Source organism: Pseudomonas sp. KBN12P06040 (assembly GCF_037574965.1).
Classification (GTDB): domain Bacteria; phylum Pseudomonadota; class Gammaproteobacteria; order Pseudomonadales; family Pseudomonadaceae; genus Pseudomonas; species Pseudomonas aeruginosa.
This window is the reverse complement of record NZ_JBBELS010000001.1, coordinates 200203-217554: the sequence shown is the minus strand read 5'-3', so window position 1 is coordinate 217554 and position 17352 is coordinate 200203. Positions and strand designations below refer to the sequence as shown.

15 protein-coding genes are annotated in these 17352 nt (G+C 68.4%); 4 read left to right on the top strand and 11 right to left on the bottom strand.

Translation table 11 applies throughout. The features are described 5' to 3' along the window. Positions 1 to 129 precede the first annotated feature (129 nt). From VQ067_RS01000 to VQ067_RS00975, 6 genes are all read right to left on the bottom strand, one after another. Positions 130 to 2517, bottom strand: coding sequence for a TonB-dependent siderophore receptor (locus tag VQ067_RS01000; protein ID WP_031686274.1), 2388 nt, complete (start codon positions 2515 to 2517; stop codon positions 130 to 132). A 147-nt stretch (positions 2518 to 2664) separates the two neighbouring features. Beyond that, positions 2665 to 3660, bottom strand: coding sequence for a FecR family protein (locus tag VQ067_RS00995; RefSeq protein ID WP_049243810.1), 996 nt, complete (start codon positions 3658 to 3660; stop codon positions 2665 to 2667). Then, positions 3657 to 4202 (bottom strand): RNA polymerase sigma factor, encoded by a 546-nt coding sequence (locus tag VQ067_RS00990; protein ID WP_003112642.1) that lies wholly within the window; start codon positions 4200 to 4202, stop codon positions 3657 to 3659. The genes VQ067_RS00995 and VQ067_RS00990 overlap by 4 nt, the downstream gene beginning before the upstream one ends. 197 nt (positions 4203 to 4399) lie before the next feature. Further along, on the bottom strand, positions 4400 to 5350 hold the full coding sequence (locus VQ067_RS00985) for an adenosine deaminase (RefSeq protein WP_003083850.1): 951 nt from the start codon (positions 5348 to 5350) through the stop codon (positions 4400 to 4402). Positions 5351 to 5454: 104 nt separating this feature from the next. Next, the gene (locus tag VQ067_RS00980; RefSeq protein WP_003106716.1) at positions 5455 to 6417 is read right to left on the bottom strand and encodes an isopenicillin N synthase family dioxygenase; all 963 of its coding nucleotides are present in this window, start codon (positions 6415 to 6417) and stop codon (positions 5455 to 5457) included. 72 nt (positions 6418 to 6489) lie between these two features. Continuing rightward, a complete protein-coding gene (locus VQ067_RS00975) occupies positions 6490 to 7587 on the bottom strand; it encodes a BMP family ABC transporter substrate-binding protein (protein WP_033991514.1) in 1098 nt (365 codons plus the stop codon). Positions 7588 to 7824: 237 nt separating this feature from the next. Here VQ067_RS00975 and VQ067_RS00970 point away from each other — a divergent pair, with 237 nt between their 5' ends. The 3 genes from VQ067_RS00970 (at position 7825) to VQ067_RS00960 (ending at position 10002) form a co-directional block, all read left to right on the top strand. Beyond that, positions 7825 to 8343 (top strand): nucleoside 2-deoxyribosyltransferase, encoded by a 519-nt coding sequence (locus VQ067_RS00970; RefSeq protein WP_033991516.1) that lies wholly within the window; start codon positions 7825 to 7827, stop codon positions 8341 to 8343. Between the two features lie 149 nt (positions 8344 to 8492). Then, entirely contained in the window at positions 8493 to 9119 is a 627-nt protein-coding gene (locus VQ067_RS00965) for a nucleoside 2-deoxyribosyltransferase (protein ID WP_074241151.1), read from the top strand. Positions 9120 to 9153: 34 nt separating this feature from the next. Then, the gene (locus VQ067_RS00960) at positions 9154 to 10002 is read left to right on the top strand and encodes a nucleoside-specific channel-forming Tsx family protein (RefSeq protein WP_003111661.1); all 849 of its coding nucleotides are present in this window, start codon (positions 9154 to 9156) and stop codon (positions 10000 to 10002) included. A gap of 36 nt (positions 10003 to 10038) precedes the next feature. On the opposite strand, the gene VQ067_RS00955 is transcribed toward VQ067_RS00960, so the two are convergent. Beyond that, a complete protein-coding gene (locus VQ067_RS00955) occupies positions 10039 to 11091 on the bottom strand; it encodes a nucleoside hydrolase (protein WP_033991517.1) in 1053 nt (350 codons plus the stop codon). Positions 11092 to 11197: 106 nt separating this feature from the next. Continuing rightward, positions 11198 to 12547 carry an 8-oxoguanine deaminase gene (locus VQ067_RS00950; protein WP_034019640.1) on the bottom strand — a complete coding sequence of 450 codons (1350 nt, stop codon included), beginning with the start codon at positions 12545 to 12547 and terminating at the stop codon, positions 11198 to 11200. A gap of 454 nt (positions 12548 to 13001) precedes the next feature. Here VQ067_RS00950 and ppk2 point away from each other — a divergent pair, with 454 nt between their 5' ends. After that, complete coding sequence (gene ppk2, locus VQ067_RS00945) at positions 13002 to 13898, top strand: polyphosphate kinase 2 (RefSeq protein WP_003137024.1); 897 nt, start codon at positions 13002 to 13004, stop codon at positions 13896 to 13898. Positions 13899 to 13977: 79 nt separating this feature from the next. Here ppk2 and ahpF read toward each other — a convergent pair whose 3' ends face one another. The 3 genes from ahpF to VQ067_RS00930 all read right to left on the bottom strand — a co-directional run bounded on the left by ahpF (position 13978) and on the right by VQ067_RS00930 (position 17342). Continuing rightward, positions 13978 to 15543, bottom strand: coding sequence for an alkyl hydroperoxide reductase subunit F (ahpF, locus tag VQ067_RS00940; RefSeq protein WP_023092263.1), 1566 nt, complete (start codon positions 15541 to 15543; stop codon positions 13978 to 13980). A gap of 144 nt (positions 15544 to 15687) precedes the next feature. After that, positions 15688 to 16251: an alkyl hydroperoxide reductase subunit C gene (gene ahpC, locus VQ067_RS00935; protein ID WP_003083828.1), complete on the bottom strand. Its 564-nt coding sequence runs from the start codon at positions 16249 to 16251 to the stop codon at positions 15688 to 15690. Between the two features lie 164 nt (positions 16252 to 16415). Further along, complete coding sequence (locus VQ067_RS00930) at positions 16416 to 17342, bottom strand: ABC transporter permease (protein ID WP_003083821.1); 927 nt, start codon at positions 17340 to 17342, stop codon at positions 16416 to 16418. Positions 17343 to 17352: the final 10 nt, after the last annotated feature.

Here is a 17352-nt window from a genome sequence, read left to right as displayed (position 1 = left end):
CCCTTCCCTGGGGGAAGAAGGAACCGGATGGAGCATGGTCGGGCAGCATCGCGCCGACCCTTCGCCCTTCAGGGGGGCCTCCACGTCCAGGAGGACGCCGGGGGAACCCCACCTGGAGCGGGCGCCGACTCAGAACTCCACCGTCGTCGACAGCTGGAACTGCCGAGGCTCGCCCATCGCCACGTACAGGCGATTGGCACTGGACGGGTAGTAGGTGCGGTCGAACAGGTTCTTCACGTTGAGCTGGAACTTCACGCCGTGTCCGCCGAAGCGGGTGTCGTAGCTGGCGAAGGCATCGGCCACGGTGTAGGACGGCAGGTCGAAGGAATTGGCCGGGTCGCCCGGGCGCTTGCCGACGTAGCGCGCGCCGCCGCCCAGGCGCAGGCGGTCGCCGCCGAAGAGCTGGCCGAGTTCGTAGACCGCCGACAGCGACGCGGTGTTGCGCGCCACGTTCTGCAGGCGCTTGCCCTCCAGGGTCGGGTCCTCGGTGACTTCCGCGGCGAGCCAGGCGTAGCTGCCGATCAGGCTCCAGCGTTCGCTGAGCTGGCCGGTGAGGTCCAGCTCCAGGCCGCGCGAGCGGACCCGGCCGGCGGCGCGCACGCTGCTGTTGCCGGCACCGTCGAGTTCGTTGACCAGCACGTTCTTCTTGCGGATGTCGAACAGCGCCAGGGTGCCGCTGAGACGCCCCGGCACATCCAGCTTGGCGCCCAGCTCCCAGGAGGTCGCCTCCTCCGGCAGGATCGCCGAATCGATGGTCTCGCCGGTGCTCAGCGGGGCGATGGTCGAGTTCGGCTTGAACGAGCGCGTGTAGCTGCCGTACAGCGAAACCTCGTCGCTCAGGCGGTAGACCAGGCCGCCGCGCGGCACCCATTTCTGCCCGTTGATATCGGTGTTGGCGTTGAACGGCCGGCCGCGCCCGGCGAGCTGGTCGTAGATCTGGTAGCGCGCGCCGCCGACCAGGATCCAGCGTTCGTCCAGGTGGATCGAGTCCTGGAAATACAGCGAGTCGCTGCGCAGCTTGTCGGTCTGGTCGCTGTCGCCGGCGACCACCCGGGTCGACGGCACCACCTGGCCATAGACCGGGTCGAGGTAGTCGAAGCGGCTGGTCTTGCTGTCGCGCAGCAGGTCGGCGCGGAAGATCTTGCGCTTCTCGTGGTCCATGCCGAATTGCAGGTCATGTTGCATCCCGGCCAGTTGCAGCGTTCCGCTCAGGCCGAGGGTGGCGAAGCTGTCGCTGCTGACCGCGCCGTGGGTGCCGTCCATGCGCCGGGTCAGGGTGCCGTCGGCATTCACGGCCATCACCCGGGCCTGGTTGTCGTCGTAGGTCTCGCGACTGTAGCCGTAGCCGAAGTGGGCCTTCCAGGTGTCGTCGAGCTGCCGTTCGAGATCCAGGCGGGTCAGCTCGGAACGGCCCTCGGTGATGTTGAAGGGCTCGTCCAGGCGCCGGCTGCGCGGGATGTCCAGCGGGCGGTTGGTACGCGGGTCGATGGCCGTGCCACGGTCGAACGGCGTGGTGAACTCGCGGTGCTCGTAGCTCAGGTTGACCGTCGTGTCCTCGCCGTACCAGGCCAGCGAGGGCGCCACCAGCGTCTCGCGGCTCTTGCCGAAGTCGCGCCAGTAATCCTCGTCCTCATGATCGAGGATCATCCGGTAGGCCAGTCCGCTGTCGCCCAGCGGGCCGGTGGAGTCGAGCTGGCCGCCGCTGCCGTTGCGCCCGTGGGCGTAGGCCGAGCCACGCAGGGTCAGGGCGTTGGCTTGTTGCAGTTGCGGCTTCTTGCTCACCACGTTGACCACCCCGCCCGGGTCCTGGATGCCATAGAGCAGGGATGCAGGCCCCTTCAGCACCTCGACGTGGTCGGCGGTGGCGGTGAAATTGCGGCCCTGCACCGAGGGCATGCCGTCGCGCATGATCGAGCCGTCGCGGTTGTCGCCGAAGCCGCGTTTCATCACCGCGTCCTGGGTACCGCCGAGGGTGTTGGCCTGGGTGATGCCGCTGATGTTGCCCAGCGCGTCGTCAAGGTTGCGCGGGCGCTGGTCCTGCAGCGCCTGTGCCGGGACCACGCTGATCGCCTGGGGGATTTCCAGTAGCGGCGCATCGCCGCGACTGATCGAGGCGTTGGCCGCCGGCCGGTAGCCCTGCGCCGGGGCGGCGGCGGACACCGTCGTGGCATCGAGGTTGAGCGCGCCGCTGGCGGGGATCGGTTCCAGGGTCAGGGTGCGCTCGTCGATCCGCCGCGCGCGCAGGCCGCTGCCCTGCAGCAGGCGTTGCAGCGCCTCCTCCGCGTCCAGCGAACCGTGCAATGCCGGGGCGGTCGCCTGCGGCGGCAGCTCGGCGGTGTAGAGCAGCGTCTGCCCGCTGGCCCGGCTGAACGCGTTGAGCGCCTGGGCCAGCGGCGCGGCAGCCTGGCTGAAGCGGTAGCGAACCGCCTCGGCGGCCTGCGCGGTGGCGGCGAGACAGCCGAGGCTGAGGAACAGGGCGGGGAGAGTACGCAGGGCGAAGCGCGGGAAGGGGGTCATGGGTTGCTCGTGTCGGTCGCTTTTCTAATGCGAATCAATCGCGGTCATGAGCACTACACGAAGCGGCGCCGGATTTACCTCACCCCCCAGCGCAAAAAAATTCTTCGCCGGGAAAGATTCCTGCGGCCAAACGGAGCGGGGCCGCCGTCAGCGAATCACCACCAGGCGTCCGAACAGGATCTGCTGGCGATAGCCGAGCACCGCCTGCAGCGACTTCAGCGCGGCTTCGGGATCGTCGCTGCGGAAGCTGCCGCTGACCGGCTGGCGGCCGAGCGCGTCGTCGAGCAGGAGAATGCGTCCGGGGTAGTAGCGAGCGAGTTCGTCGAGCACTTCCGCCAGCGGCCGCCGGTAGAAGCTCAGCCAGCCCTGGCGCCAGGCCAGCGCGGCGGCGGCGTCGATGGCCACGGGCCGGCCCAGCTTGCCGTCGGCGAAGCCGACCTGCTGGCCGGCGCCCAGCACTTCCTCGGCGGCGCCCGCGCCCGTGCCGGCGCTCACCGCGACCCGCCCTTGCAGCACGGTGACGCGGGTCTCCCCGGCGCCGCGACGGACCTCGAACTCGGTGCCCAGTACCCGCGCCCGGCCTTCGCCGGCCTCGACCACGAATGGCAGCGTGTCGCGCTTCACCCGCAACGCGGCGGCGCCGCGCAGCAGTTCGACCCGCCGCTGGCCGCCGTCGATACGCACGCGCACCGCGCTGCCGGCGTCCAGGCTCAGGTAGGAGCCATCGGCCAGCTTCCATTCGGCGACCTGTCCCGGCGCGGCGACATAGTCGGCACGCCAGTCCTGCAGCCAGTCGCCGGGCTGCCACCAGCCGCCCAGCCAGAGCATCGCCAGCAGGCAGGCGACGCTGGCCAGCGGGTAGGCCCAGCGCCGCGGGTTGCGCGACGCTCGGCGCGGCCGCAGGTAGGCTTCCAGGGCATCGGCCTCTTCGATGGCCAGGCGGCTCGCCGGTATTTCCGTCAGGCGCCAGAGCGCCTCGGCGCGAGCATAGGCCTCGGCATGCGCCGGCCGCTGCGCCAGCCAGTCCTCGAAGGCCCGCCGGGTCGCCGCATCCGGCGTACCGCGCAGGCGCACCAGCCAGGCCTGGGCGGTCTGCTCGAGGACGGGATCGTAGGGCGCGGCGTCGCTATCGGGTCGGGTCATGGCTGGGCGCTCCTTGCCTGCTCGCCGGCCGGGCCGGCCAGGCTCGCCTTGCAGGCGTCGAGGGCGCGCATCATATGTTTTTCCACGGCGCTTTGGGAAAGCTGCATGGCCTGGGCGATCTCCGCGTAGGTGCGGCCGTGGATGCGATTGAGCAGGAAAATCCGCCGGGTCCGCTCGGGCAGGCCGCGCAAGGCGGCCTCGACCCGGCGCCACTGGTCGCCGGCCTCGAGCGCCTGCTCGGGACCGACCGGCTCGCCCTGGCGCTGCTCCGGCAGCCAATCGTCCAGTTGCCGTTGCCGCGATCCTTCGCCACGCAAGTGGTCGATGGCCAGGTTGCGCGCGCTGCGCAGGAGGTAGCTGCCAAGCTCCTCCACCGGGGCGGCCGGGCGCCGCCAGAAGCGCAGGAACAGTTCCTGGACCAGGTCGGCGGCGGTCGCCCGGCAGCCGACCCAGCGGCTGACCAGGCTTTCCATGCGCTGGCGCTGGGCCAGGAAGGCCTTGAGCAGATCCGCGCGGCGCGCCGCCTCGCCGTCTGCCGGCAAGGCATCCGGGCGCGGGCCGGAGGGAAGGTCGCGGTCGGGCATCGGTGATGGGACGGCTGCACGAAAGCCGGCGCCGGGGCGGCGCCATGGGAATGCTGAGCAGCCCGCAAATGATAATGCTTATCATCAATACCGAGAAGCCGGCGACGACGAAACGCCTTGCGGGTCGCGCGCCGGGTTGCCCGGCGCGCCGCCCCTCACTTCACCAGGCGCGCATCCAGGCTGTTCTGCGCCAGGCGCCTGGCCTGCTCCTCGGTCATTCCCAGGCTCTGCTGCAAGGCATGGAAGTTCTCGGTGACATAGCCGCCGAAGTAGGCCGGGTCATCGGAGTTCACCGTCACCTTCACGCCGCGTTCGAGCATGTCGAGGATGGTGTGCTGGCTCATGTCGTCGAACACGCAGAGCTTGGTGTTGGACAGCGGGCAGACGGTCAGCGGGATCTGTTCGTCGATCAGCCGCCGCATCAGCCGCTCGTCCTCGAAGGCGCGCACGCCGTGGTCGATGCGCTCGACCTTGAGCAGGTCGAGGGCTTCCCAGATGTACTCGGGCGGCCCCTCTTCGCCGGCATGGGCGACGGTGAGGAAGCCTTCGCTGCGGGCGCGGTCGAAGACCCGCTGGAACTTGCTCGGCGGATGCCCGACTTCCGAGCTGTCGAGGCCGACGGCGATGAAGGCGTCGCGGAACGGCAGCGCCTGGTCGAGGGTTTTCTGCGCCTGTTCCTCGCTGAGGTGGCGGAGGAAGCTGAGGATCAGCCCATGGCGGATGCCCAGCAGCTTCTCGCCGTCCTGCAGCGCGGCGCGGATGCCGGCGAGCACCACCTCGAAGGGAATGCCGCGATCGGTGTGGGTCTGCGGGTCGAAGAACGGCTCGACGTGGACGACGTTCTGCGCCTTGCACTTCTGGAGGTAGGCCCAGGTCAGGTCGTAGAAGTCCTGCTCGGTGCGCAGCACGTCGGCGCCGGCGTAGTAGAGGTCGAGGAATTCCTGCAGGTTGTTGAAGGCGTAGGCCTTGCGCAGGGTCTCGACGTCGTTCCAGGGCAGGGCGATGCGGTTGCGCTCGGCGAGGGCGAACAGCAGCTCCGGCTCCAGGGTACCTTCCAGGTGCAGGTGCAGTTCGGCCTTGGGCAAGGCGTTGAGCCATTCGTACATGGGGTGGGTTCTCGATCAGGCTGGTCTTTGCCGGCAAGTTTAACCTGTCCCGGGAGTCAGGCCCGAGGGAAACCCGCGAGCCGCTCCCGCGCGCGACGGGCGGCTCAGGCCGTTTCGCCGCGCCGATAGGCATAGGTCTGCGCGAAGCGCGAGGTCAGCCACTCGCCACAGGTGGTCGGCGGATACTTCGGCGGGTTGTCCGCGTCGAAGCAGCCCGGCAGGCAGCGGATCTCGGTGTCCATGTGCGGTTCGGCGAAGAACGGCATGGAGTAGCGATGCACCCCGCGCGGGCTGATCACCCGGTGCGGGGTCGAGCGGTAACGGTCGTTGCTCCAGCGCGCCATCATGTCGCCGATGTTGACCACGAAGGTGCCGTCGATGGGCGGCGCGTCGATCCATTCGCCCTGGCGGTTCTGCACTTGCAGGCCACCGGCGGCGTCCTGGTAGAGCAGGGTCACGCAGCCGTAGTCGGTGTGCGCGCCGGCGCCGGGCTGGTCGGCGCTCTGCCGGGCGGCGGCCGGCGGATAGTGGATCAGGCGGAACACGCTGACCGGCTGCTCGAAGCGGCGGTCGAAGAAGTCCTCCTCGATCCCCAGGGCGATGGCCAGGGCACGCAGCACGGTACGGGCCAGCGCCAGCATGTCGACATAGTGTCCTTCCAGCAGGGCCTCCCAACCGGGCAGGTCGGGGTGTCGGTTGGGCCCGTAGAAGGACTTGCCGGCGCGCACGTCGGGATGCTCCGCCGGCAGGTGCAGGGCCATGTCGAAGGTCTCCTTGAAGTCGCTGGGCAACGCCGGGTCGAGCTGCTCGGTGGCGATCGCGCCATAGCCGCGATGGTTGCGGCTACGGGTGATATCGATCTTTAGCTTCTCTTCGACGGGCAGCGCGAAGAACTCCCGCGCCGCCGCCAGCAGGGCTTCGAAGCGCGCGGCCGGCAACGGGTGTCCGGCGATGTAGAAGAAGCCCCACTCGCGGCAGGCCTGGTCGATCCGCCGCGCCACGTCGTTCCAGGCGCCACGGTCGGCGCCGTAGAGCGGGGCGATGTCGATGATGGGTAGACGGTCCAATCGCGCTCTCCTCGATGGGCCCTGTACGGAAAGTGCCTGCGCTCGGCGAATTTTTCCATACAAGGCCAGGGCTCACTTCGGCAGGTCGGCCTTGATGCCTTCCACGTAATAGTTCATCGACGCCAGGTCGGCATTGGTCGCGCTGACGCCGGCGGCGAAACGCTCCTTGCCGGACTGGTCGCGGATCGGCCCGGTGAAGGGGTGGAAGGCTCCGCTGCGGATCGACTCGATCAGCCTGCCCGCCTCTTCCCGCACCGGCGCCGGCAGCACCTCCTGGTTCAGCGGCAGGACCACCGTACTCTCGGCCAGGCCGCCCCAGAAGTCCTCGGATTTCCAGGTGCCGTCCATCACCGCCTGGGCCGAGCGGATATAGTGCGGGCCCCAGTCGTTGACGATCGAGGTGAGCACGGTCTTCGGACCGAAGTGCTGCATGTCCGAGGCGTAGCCCACGGCGTACACCCCGCGACGCTCGGCGGCCTGGATCGGCGCCGGGCTATCGGTGTGCTGGAACACCACGTCGACGCCCTGGTCGATCAGCGCGTTGGCCGCGTCGGCCTCCTTGCCCGGATCGAACCAGGTGCTCACCCACATCACCTTGAGTTCGGCCCGCGGGTCGTATTTGTCCAGCGCCAGCTGGATCGCGTTGATGTCGCGGATCACCTCGGGAATCGGAAACGAGGCGATGTAGCCGATCTTGTGGCTGCGGGTCATCTTCGCCGCGAGGAAGCCGCCGACGTAGCGTCCCTCGTAGGAGCGCGACAGGTAGGTGCCGAGGTTCCTGTCGCGCTTGTAGCCGGTGGCGTGCTCGAAGGTCACCTTGGGAAACTGCCGGGCCACCTTGGCGGTGGGGTTCATGTAGCCGAAGGAGGTGGTGAAGACCAGGCCGTAGCCGTCTTTCGCCAGGTTGCGGATGACCCGCTCGGCGTCGGCGCCCTCGGCGACGTTCTCGACGAAGCTGGTCTTCACCTTGTCGCCGAAGTGCTCCACCAGTTCGCGGCGGCCCAGTTCGTGCTGGTAGGTCCAGCCGTGGTCGCCGACCGGGCCGACATAGACGAAGCCGATCTTCAGTGGTTCGGCGGCCTCGGCGGCGAGAGCGCAGGCGCCGAGGCCGAGGACGGCGGCAAGGCGGCGCAGGACGGACATGTGGGATTGCGTGCGACGGTGTTTCATGGATGGGCGTGCTCCGGTGAGTGCAGGGTTGGCCATCGGGCGTGGCTTCGCGTTCAGCCCGCCCGCCGATGCAATTACCTGACCACCCGGACAACTCCGCTCAAGCCCGCGCTTCTGCGTGCCGCGCCATGCCGGCGCGGCTGCAGGACGGTGCAGCGCGCCATCGCTTGGTGCATGCCGGCGCCGCCACGATGGCCTACCATGGGCGCTGGCTTTCCGTAACAAGGCACGCACGCGATGACCGCGATCTACCTGGCCGGGCCGGACGTCTTCCGCCCCGACGCCGAGGCCCACGGCGAAATGCTCAAGGCGCTCTGCGCCGAGTTCGGTTTCCTCGGCCTCTACCCGCTCGACCACGCCCTGCCCGCCGACATCCGCGAGCCGGCCGCACAGGCCGCCTGGATCTACCGCGCCAATGTCGGCCTGATCGAGCGCGCCGACTGCGTGCTGGCCAACCTCGAACCGTTCCGCGGCAGCGAGCCGGACAGCGGCACCGCCTTCGAAGTGGGCTACGCCCTGGCCCTGGGCAAGCTGGTATATGCCTACCTCAGCGATGCCGGCGCCTACGCCGAGCGCCTCGCCCGGCTGGCCCCGGAATGGCTTGGCGAGCGCCCCGGCGAGGACCGCGACGGTTGGCAACTGGAGGGTTTCGGCCTGCCATTGAACCTGATGCTGGCGGTGCCTTCGCGGCTGGTCGCCGGCGGCCCGCGCGAGGCCCTGCGACGCCTCGCCGAGGAACTCGGCGGGAACGCCTGAAGCGCCCGCGCCGAGCGCCGGAAGAAGCACGCGAGCCGCCGCCTATCTGCTGACAGGTAGGCGCCGCCTGGCATGTCGCTTGCTGCCCATAATCCCCGGACAACAACGGCCCCCGCGCGGGGCGTCCGGCATCCTGGGGGGAGCATCCGATGAGCCGATCCAACGGTTCCAGCAGCCGTCGTACCTTCTTGCGTCTGGCGGCCCTGCTGCTGCCCGCCGGCGCCCTGCTCGGCAGCCTGCCGGGCGTACGCGCCGCGGCCAGACCGCGGAAACTCTATCTGGCCGGTCCCGACGTGTTCCGCGCCGACGCCGTCGCCCACGGCGAAGCGCTCAAGGCACAGTGCGCACGCTACGGCTTCGAAGGCCTCTACCCGCTGGACAACGCGCTGCCGAAACAGCTCGCCGAGCCGCGCGAACAGGCGGCCTGGATCTACCGCGCCAACATCGGCCTGATCGAACGCGCCGACGCGGTGCTGGCCAACCTGAACTTCTTCCGCGGCGCCGAGCCGGACAGCGGCACCGCCTTCGAGGTCGGCTACGCCACCGCTCTCGGCAAGCCGGTCTATGGCTACGTCGACGACGCCGGCAGCTACGCCGAGCGGATCCGCCGGCACGCCCCGGAGCTGGTCGGCGAGGATCCGACCCGCGACCGCGACGGCATGGCCCTGGAAGAGTTCGGCCTGCCGCTCAACCTGATGCTGGCGGTGCCCGGCAGGATCGTCGTCGGCGACGCCGAGCAGGCTCTCCGGCAACTCGCCGGGCAATCCCGCGGCTGAGTCCGACCCGTCCCACTCCAGGCAAGGACTTCCCATGCGCAAAGCCCTGCTGTGCTGTGCCGCCCCGCTGTGCGCGGCCGCCGCCTTCGGCGCCGAAAACAACGACGAGAACGCCGCCCGCGAAGGGCTCTGGAACAACCTGCACGTCTACCGCGCGTTCAACCAGCGCGGCGGCCCCTACCTGACCGACGACAGCTACCTGGAATGGGAGTTCGGCGGCCGCAAGGGGGTGCTCGACCTGTACGGCTACATCGACTACAAGAACCTCTTCGACGACGCCAGCTCGGACGTACCCGACGGCGAGAACTGGTTCGTCGACATCGAGCCGCGTCTCTCCATCGACCGCCTGCTCGGCCGCGACTTCTCCATCGGCCCGATCCGCGAATGGTTCGTCGCCTTCGACTACTACTACGCCGACGCGCGCCAGGGACCGGGGCTGAACGTGCTGTGGTCGGGCATCGGCACCAACACCGAGCTGCCCTGGCTGGGTACGGTGGGGCTCAATCTCTACGCGCGCTACATCGACAAGAACTACGGCGCGTCCAACGAGAACGCCTGGGACGGCTACGTCGCCCACATGAACTGGTTCAAGCCGCTGGCGCAGTTCGGCGGCAAGCGCTTCATCGCCTTCCAGGGCTTCTTCGACTACGAGTTCGGCTCGAAGCTGCCCGACAAGGACGATGCCTTCGAGCACGAATACCGTACCGATAACGGCTTCCAGGCCTACCTCGGGCTCTGGTATCACACCGAACACTGGAAGTTCGGCTACGGCGCCAAGGTCTACCGCAACATGACCCAGTGGCGCGACGGCGAGCAACTGGACGGACGCCGCACCGACTCCAGCGGGATCGGCCACTACTTCAACGTCGGCTACGCGTTCTGAGCGCGGCGCCCACGCCGGGCGCCGCGGGAAGCCCGCTCAGGGCAGGCGGGCGATACGCTCGGTGAGCAGGTCGAAGAACCCCTGGGCATCGCCCTCGTTGATCCACTCGACGTTGGCCGGCTGCTTGAGGCCGCCGTACCAGTCGGCCACGGTCTGGCCGAAGGTGATGCCCTCGTGGCTGTCGACCTGCACGTTGATCCGCTTGCCCTTGAACAGCGAGGGCTTGAGCAGGTAGGCGACCACCGTGGCGTCGTGCACCGGGCCGCCCTTCAGGCCGTAGTACTTGATGTCGTACTGGACGTAGGCGTCGAGGATGTCGGCGACGGTCTTGCCGGCTCGGTTGCCGAGGTTGCGCAGCTTGGCGATGCGCTCGGGGCTGGTGAGGATCTTGTGGGTCACGTCGAGCGGCAGCATGGTGATCGGCGCCCCGCTCTTGAGCACGATTTCCGCCGCGTGGGGGTCGGCGAAGATATTGAATTCGGCGGCCGGGGTGATGTTGCCGCCGTTGAAGTGGGCGCCGCCCATGATCACGATCTCGCGGATGCCCTTGACGATGTCCGGGGCCTGGGTCAGGGCCAGCGCGAGGTTGGTCTCCGGGCCGAGCATGGCCAGGGTCACGCTCTTCTCCGGCGCCGCGCGCAGGGTACGGATCAGGTAGTCCACCGCGTTGCCTTCGGCCAGCGGCTGCTTCGGCTCATGCACCTCGACGCCGGTGATGCCTTCGCTGCCGTGTACGTCGGCGGCGTAGATCGGCGTGCGCAGCAGCGGCCGCGGGGCGCCGGCGTAGACCGGGATATCCGGGCGCTTGCCCCACTCGCGGGCCAGCCGGGCGTTGCGCGCGGTCTTTTCCAGCGGCACGTTGCCGGCGACGGTGGTCAGCGCCTGGATCTTCAGCTCCTTCGGCGAGGCCATGGCGAACAGCAGGGCGATCACGTCGTCGGCGCCCGGGTCGGTGTCGATGATCAGGGTCCGCGGCGATTGCACCGCCGCCGTTTCGGCAGCGGACAGAGGAAGGCTGGCGGGCATCAGCAGGGAGAGTCCTAGCAGAAGGCTGCAAAAGCGATTGCGGGGGCGGGCGGCGCGGGACATGGTCGGCTCCTGGTGGGGGATGCCGAAGTCTAGCCGGTTGCAGGCCAGGCGCCGACCTATGCGAACCGACAGAGGAAGCCTGGCGCCTCCTCCGTCGGCGCCCGCCTCACCCGGCGATCAGGGCGCTCGCCGCCTCGCGGTGGCGGGCGATCAGGGCGGCCAGGTCGAGCCCTTCCACGGCACCGTCGACCACTCGCCAGGCGCCGCCGACCATTACCCGGTCGGCACGGTCGGCAGCGCACAGCAGCAGCGCCGAGAGCGGGTCGTGGCTCCCCGAGAAGCGCAGCTCGTCGAGCTTGAACAAGGCCAGGTCGGCCTGCTTGCCGGGGGCCAGCTCGCCGATGTCGCTGCGTCCGAGCAGGCGTGCCGAGCCACGGGTGGCCCAGCCCAGGGCGAGTTCCGGGGTGATCCGCTCGGCGCCGTAGCGCAGGCGTTGCAGGTACAGGGCCTGGCGCGCCTCGAGGATCATGTTCGAGGCGTCGTTGGAAGCCGAGCCATCGACCCCCAGGCCGATCGGCGCGCCGGCCGCCTCCAGCTCCACGGTCGGGCAGATGCCCGAGGCCAGGCGCATGTTCGAACTCGGGCAGTGGCAGATACCGGTGCCGGCCTCGCCGAGACGACGGATCTCCTCGGCGTTGAAGTGGATGCCGTGGGCCAGCCAGGTGCGCGGGCCGAGCCAGCCGACGCTGTCCAGGTAGTCCACGGTGCGCAGGCCGAAGCGCTGCAGGCAGAAGTCTTCCTCGTCGAGGGTCTCCGCCAGGTGGGTGTGCAGGCGTACGTCGTGGAGCGCCGCCAGTTCGGCGCTGGCGCGCATGATCTCCGGAGTCACCGAGAACGGCGAGCAGGGCGCCAGGGCGATCTGCACCCGGGCGCCTTCGCCGCGCTGGTGGTAGCGAGCGATCAGTCGCTCGCTGTCGGCGAGGATGGTCTCGGCTTCCTGCACCGTCTGCTGCGGCGGCAAGCCGCCGTCCTTCTCGCCGAGGCTCATCGAGCCGCGGGTGAGCATGGCGCGCATGCCCAGTTCCTCGACCACCCCGGCCTGCACGTCGATGGCCTGTTCGAGGCCGCCGGGGAACAGGTAGTGGTGGTCGGCGGCAGTGGTGCAGCCGGACAGCAGCAGCTCGGCCAGCGCCACCTTGGTGGCCAGTTCGAGCTTCTCCGGGGTCAGCCGCGCCCAGACCGGATAGAGGGTCTTCAGCCAGGGGAACAGCGGCTGGTTGACCACCGGCGCCCAGGCGCGGGTAAGGGTCTGGTAGAAGTGGTGATGGGTGTTGATGAGTCCCGGCAAGACCACGTGCCGGCTGGCGTCGAACTGGCTGGCGCAGGGCTGCGCGGGCTGCTGGCCGGCGCCGAGCAGCTCGACGATACGGCCGTCTTCGACGACCAGGCCGCCGGCGGCGTCGAGACCGTTGGCGGTGAAGATGGCGAGGGGGTTGCGAATCCAGGTGCGGGACATGTGCGGACCTTCGTCGGATCGGCGGGCCGGCGCGAACGCTGCCGGCCCTCGGTTGATGAGAGCCAGCTCAGTGTTCACCCTGTCTGCTGATCCAGGTCCGCGGGGCGACGGGACGCCGCGCGCGTGGCGATATCCTACAAGGGATTGTCGGAGAGGTGTAAGGCTTTCCTCCCGGCGGCAGCCGGGCGCGGTTTGATGGGGGTCAACGGACCACCTCCGGCAGGGGCATAGAGTGGGGGACTGCATAGCTGAAAACGTAGAACGGAAGGAGCCCCGCATGAGCGAAGAACCCACTGTCACTCCCCCCTCCCCCGAGCAACCCGCCGCGCAGCCGGCCAAGCCGGCCCGGCCAGCCGCCCGCCGCGCCCCACGCAAGCCGGCGACCCGCCGCCCGCGGGTGGCCAGCCCGGCGCAGAAGGCCCGCGAGGAGATCCAGGCGATCAGCCAGAAGCCCGTGGCCCTGCAGGTCGCCAGCGCGCCCCACGGCAGCAGCGAGGACAGCACCTCGGCGAGCCTGCCGGCGAACTATCCCTATCACACGCGGATGCGCCGTAACGAGTACGAGAAAGCCAAGCACGACCTGCAGATCGAACTGCTCAAGGTGCAGAGCTGGGTGAAGGAGACCGGCCAGCGCGTGGTGGTCCTGTTCGAAGGCCGCGACGCCGCCGGCAAGGGCGGTACCATCAAGCGCTTCATGGAGCACCTGAACCCGCGCGGCGCGCGGATCGTAGCCCTGGAGAAACCCTCCTCCCAGGAGCAGGGCCAGTGGTATTTCCAGCGCTACATCCAGCACCTGCCCACCGCCGGCGAGATGGTCTTCTTCGACCGCTCCTGGTACAACCGCGCCGGCGTCGAGCGGGTCATGGGCTTCTGTTCGCCACTGCAATACCTGGAGTTCATGCGCCAGGCCCCCGAGCTGGAGCGCATGCTGAGCAACAGCGGCATCCTGCTGTTCAAGTACTGGTTCTCGGTGAGCCGCGAGGAGCAACTGCGGCGCTTCATCTCGCGCCGCGACGATCCGCTCAAGCACTGGAAGCTGTCGCCCATCGACATCAAGTCTCTGGACAAGTGGGACGACTACACCGCCGCCAAGCAGGCGATGTTCTTCCATACCGACACCGCCGACGCGCCGTGGACGGTCATCAAGTCCGACGACAAGAAGCGCGCGCGACTCAACTGCATCCGCCACTTCCTGCACGCGCTGGACTACCCGGACAAGGACCGGCGCATCGCCCATGAGCCCGACCCGTTGCTGGTGGGGCCGGCCTCGCGGGTGATCGAGGAGGACGAGAAGGTCTACGCCGAGGCGGCCGCCGCGCCGGGCCACGCGAACCTGGATATCCCGGCCTGAGGCGGGCGGTCGCGCCAACGAAAACGCCCGGGGCGCTTTCGCGCTCCGGGCGTCCCTGGTTCGACGGTCGCTGGCCGGGTCACTCCGGCGCGGAGGTCCGGATCAGGTGGTCGAAGGCGCTCAGCGAAGCCTTGGCGCCCTCGCCCACGGCGATCACGATCTGCTTGTACGGCACCGTGGTCACGTCGCCGGCGGCGAAGATGCCGGGCAGCGAGGTCTCGCCACGGGCGTCGACGATGATCTCGCCACGCGGCGACAGCTCGACGCTGCCCTTGAGCCACTCGGTGTTGGGCAGCAGGCCGATCTGCACGAAGATGCCTTCCAGCTCGATCGACTTGAACTCCTCGGAGTTGCGGTCCTTGTACACCAGGCCGGTGACCTTCTGGCCGTCGCCCTTCACTTCGCTGGTCAGGGCACTGGTGATCACCTCGACGTTCGGCAGGCTGTAGAGCTTGCGTTGCAGCACGGCATCGGCGCGCAACTTGCTGTCGAATTCCAGCAGGGTCACATGGGCGACGATGCCGGCCAGGTCGATGGCCGCCTCGACGCCAGAGTTGCCGCCGCCGATCACCGCCACGCGCTTGCCCTTGAACAGCGGGCCGTCGCAGTGCGGGCAGAAGCACACGCCCTTGGCCTTGTATTCCTGCTCGCCGGGCACGCCCATTTCGCGCCAGCGAGCGCCGGTGGCGAGGATCAGGGTCTTGGCCTTGAGGCTGCCGCCGCTCTCGAACTGCACCTCGTGCAACTCGCCGGTGTTCTTCGCCGGAACCAGCTTGCTGGCGCGCTGCAGGTTCATGATGTCGACCTCGTAGTGACGCACGTGCTCTTCCAGCGCCCGCGCCAGCTTCGGCCCTTCGGTCTCCTGCACCGAGATGAAGTTCTCGATGGCCATGGTGTCCAGCACCTGGCCGCCGAAGCGCTCGGCGGCGACGCCGGTGCGAATGCCCTTGCGCGCGGCGTAGATCGCCGCCGCGGCGCCGGCCGGACCACCGCCGACCACCAGTACGTCGAAGGCGTCGCGGGCGGTCAGCTTCTCGGCGTCGCGGGCGGCGGCGCCGGTGTCGATCTTGGCGAGGATCTCTTCCACGCCCATGCGGCCCTGGCCGAAGACTTCGCCGTTGAGGTAGATGCTCGGCACCGACATGATCTGGCGCGTCTCGACCTCATCCTGGAACAGCGCGCCGTCGATGGCGACGTGACGGATGTTCGGGTTGAGCACGGCCATCAGGTTCAGCGCCTGGACCACGTCCGGGCAGTTCTGGCAGGACAGCGAGAAGTAGGTTTCGAACTCGAAGGTGCCCTCGATGCCCTTGACCTGCTCGATCACGTCCGCGTCGAGCTTGGAGGGGTGGCCGCCTACCTGCAGCAGGGCCAGCACCAGCGAGGTGAATTCGTGGCCCATGGGGATACCGGCGAAGCGCAGGCCGATGTCCGCACCGGGGCGGTTCAGCGAGAACGACGGTTTGCGCGCATCGCTGCCGTCGGTCTTCAGGGTGATCTTGTCGGTCAGGCCGACGATGTCTTGCAGCAGGCCCAGCAGCTCGCGGGATTTGTCGCTGTCATCGAGGGACGCGACGATCTCGAACGGCTGGCTGACCTTTTCCAGGTAGGCCTTCAACTGGGTTTTAAGATTGGCGTCCAACATGGTTCAGCTCCTCGAAATTCGGGCAAACGTATCCCCGGCGGATGGGACATCCGCCCTGCACGGCGCGTTGGCTGGGTGAAGGGTGGACGATCCGCGAGGGATCGTCCGCCGGAGAGGCTGGCGGCGAATGCCGCCGGCGCGGTCTTAGATCTTGCCGACCAGGTCCAGGGACGGAGCGAGGGTCTTCTCGCCTTCCTTCCACTTGGCCGGGCAGACTTCGCCCGGGTGAGCGGCGGTGTACTGGGCGGCCTTCAGCTTGCGTACGGTCTCGCCGACGTCACGAGCGATCTCGTTGGAGTGGATCTCGACGGTCTTGATCACGCCTTCCGGGTTGATCACGAAGGTACCGCGCAGGGCCAGGCCTTCTTCCGGGATGTGCACGCCGAAGGCGTTGGTCAGCTGGTGGGTCGGGTCGCCGATCAGCGGGAACTGGGCCTTGCCGACGGCCGGGGAGGTTTCGTGCCAGACCTTGTGCGAGAAGTGGGTGTCGGTGGTCACGATGTAGACCTCGGCACCGGCTTTCTGGAACTCGCCGTAGTTGTTGGCGGCGTCTTCGATCTCGGTCGGGCAGTTGAAGGTGAAGGCAGCCGGCATGAAGATCAGGACCGACCACTTGCCCTTCAGGGATTCCTCGGTCACCTCGATGAACTTGCCGTTGTGGAAAGCGTTGACCTTGAACGGTTGGACTTGAGTGTTGATCAGGGACATCAGTCGTTCCTCTCTCAGTTGAATGGGGTGTTTCAAATCGACTGGGAGAATCTTAACGGGGTTCGGCAAAAATGCCCCATTGATTTAGGCCATCAGTGAAATTATCTAATTCTATCGAAGAATATATAAATAGTTAAAACAACTAATCGAAGAACCTGCCCTCGTCAGTGCCCGGCCTTCCACGGCTGGCCCAGGGAAACCGGGGCATACAGCCGGGTGCGCAGGGCATCGCGGGAGAGCAGGACCAGCACCAGGATGGTCGCCGCATAGGGCAGCATCGCCAGCAGGTTGGCCGGAATCGACAGCCCGATCCCCTGGGCCACCAGGTGCAGGATGCTGGCCAGGCCGAACAACCAGGCACCGAGCAGCACGCGGAACACCCGCCAACTGGCGAAGACCACCAGCGCCAGGGCGATCCAGCCGCGTCCGGCGGTCATGTTCTCCGCCCACATCGGCGTGTAGGCCAGCGACAGGTAGGCACCGGCCAGGCCGGCCATGGCGCCGCCGAAGAGCACCGCCAGGGTGCGCACGCGCAGCACCGGCAGGCCCATCGCGCTGGCCGCGTCGGGGTTCTCGCCGACCGCCTGGAGAACCAGCCCGGCGCGGCTGCGCAGGAGCATCCAGGCGACCGCGGCGAACAGCGCCAGGCTCAGGTAGACCAGCGCGTCCTGGGCGAACAGCATGCGCCCGAGCAGCGGCAACTCGCCCAGCACCGGCAGCGCCAGCGGGGCGAACCCTTGCAGCGGCTTGCCGACCCAGGCGGCGCCGACGAACGACGACAGGCCGACGCCGAAGATGGTCAGCGCCAGGCCGCAGGCCACCTGGTTGGCGTTCAGGTACAGGGCGACCCCGGCGAACAGCGCCGCCAGCAGCATGCCGGCGAGCACCGCGAGGAGCACGCCGAGCCACAGGCTGCCGCTGGAGAAGGCGACCATGAAGCCGATCACCGCGCCGAACAGCATCATCCCCTCCTGGCCCAGGTTGAGCACCCCGCTTCTCTCGCAGACCAGTTCGCCCAGCGCCACCAGCAGCAGCGGAGTACCGGTGCGGACCATGGCGAACAGCAGGTTGTCGAGCAGATCGATATCCATCGTGGTTCCT

Excerpts from the sequence above, each read along its gene's own strand:
- VQ067_RS01000 (WP_031686274.1), bottom strand. The coding sequence starts at position 2,517 with ATGACCCCCTTCCCGCGCTTCGCCCTGCGTACTCTCCCCGCCCTGTTC.
- VQ067_RS00995 (WP_049243810.1), bottom strand. The coding sequence starts at position 3,660 with ATGACCCGACCCGATAGCGACGCCGCGCCCTACGATCCCGTCCTCGAG.
- VQ067_RS00985 (WP_003083850.1), bottom strand. The coding sequence starts at position 5,350 with ATGTACGAATGGCTCAACGCCTTGCCCAAGGCCGAACTGCACCTGCAC.
- VQ067_RS00975 (WP_033991514.1), bottom strand. The coding sequence starts at position 7,587 with ATGAAACACCGTCGCACGCAATCCCACATGTCCGTCCTGCGCCGCCTT.
- VQ067_RS00970 (WP_033991516.1), top strand. The coding sequence starts at position 7,825 with ATGACCGCGATCTACCTGGCCGGGCCGGACGTCTTCCGCCCCGACGCC.
- VQ067_RS00965 (WP_074241151.1), top strand. The coding sequence starts at position 8,493 with ATGAGCCGATCCAACGGTTCCAGCAGCCGTCGTACCTTCTTGCGTCTG.
- VQ067_RS00960 (WP_003111661.1), top strand. The coding sequence starts at position 9,154 with ATGCGCAAAGCCCTGCTGTGCTGTGCCGCCCCGCTGTGCGCGGCCGCC.
- VQ067_RS00955 (WP_033991517.1), bottom strand. The coding sequence starts at position 11,091 with ATGTCCCGCGCCGCCCGCCCCCGCAATCGCTTTTGCAGCCTTCTGCTA.
- VQ067_RS00950 (WP_034019640.1), bottom strand. The coding sequence starts at position 12,547 with ATGTCCCGCACCTGGATTCGCAACCCCCTCGCCATCTTCACCGCCAAC.
- ahpF (WP_023092263.1), bottom strand. The coding sequence starts at position 15,543 with ATGTTGGACGCCAATCTTAAAACCCAGTTGAAGGCCTACCTGGAAAAG.
- ahpC (WP_003083828.1), bottom strand. The coding sequence starts at position 16,251 with ATGTCCCTGATCAACACTCAAGTCCAACCGTTCAAGGTCAACGCTTTC.
- VQ067_RS00930 (WP_003083821.1), bottom strand. The coding sequence starts at position 17,342 with ATGGATATCGATCTGCTCGACAACCTGCTGTTCGCCATGGTCCGCACC.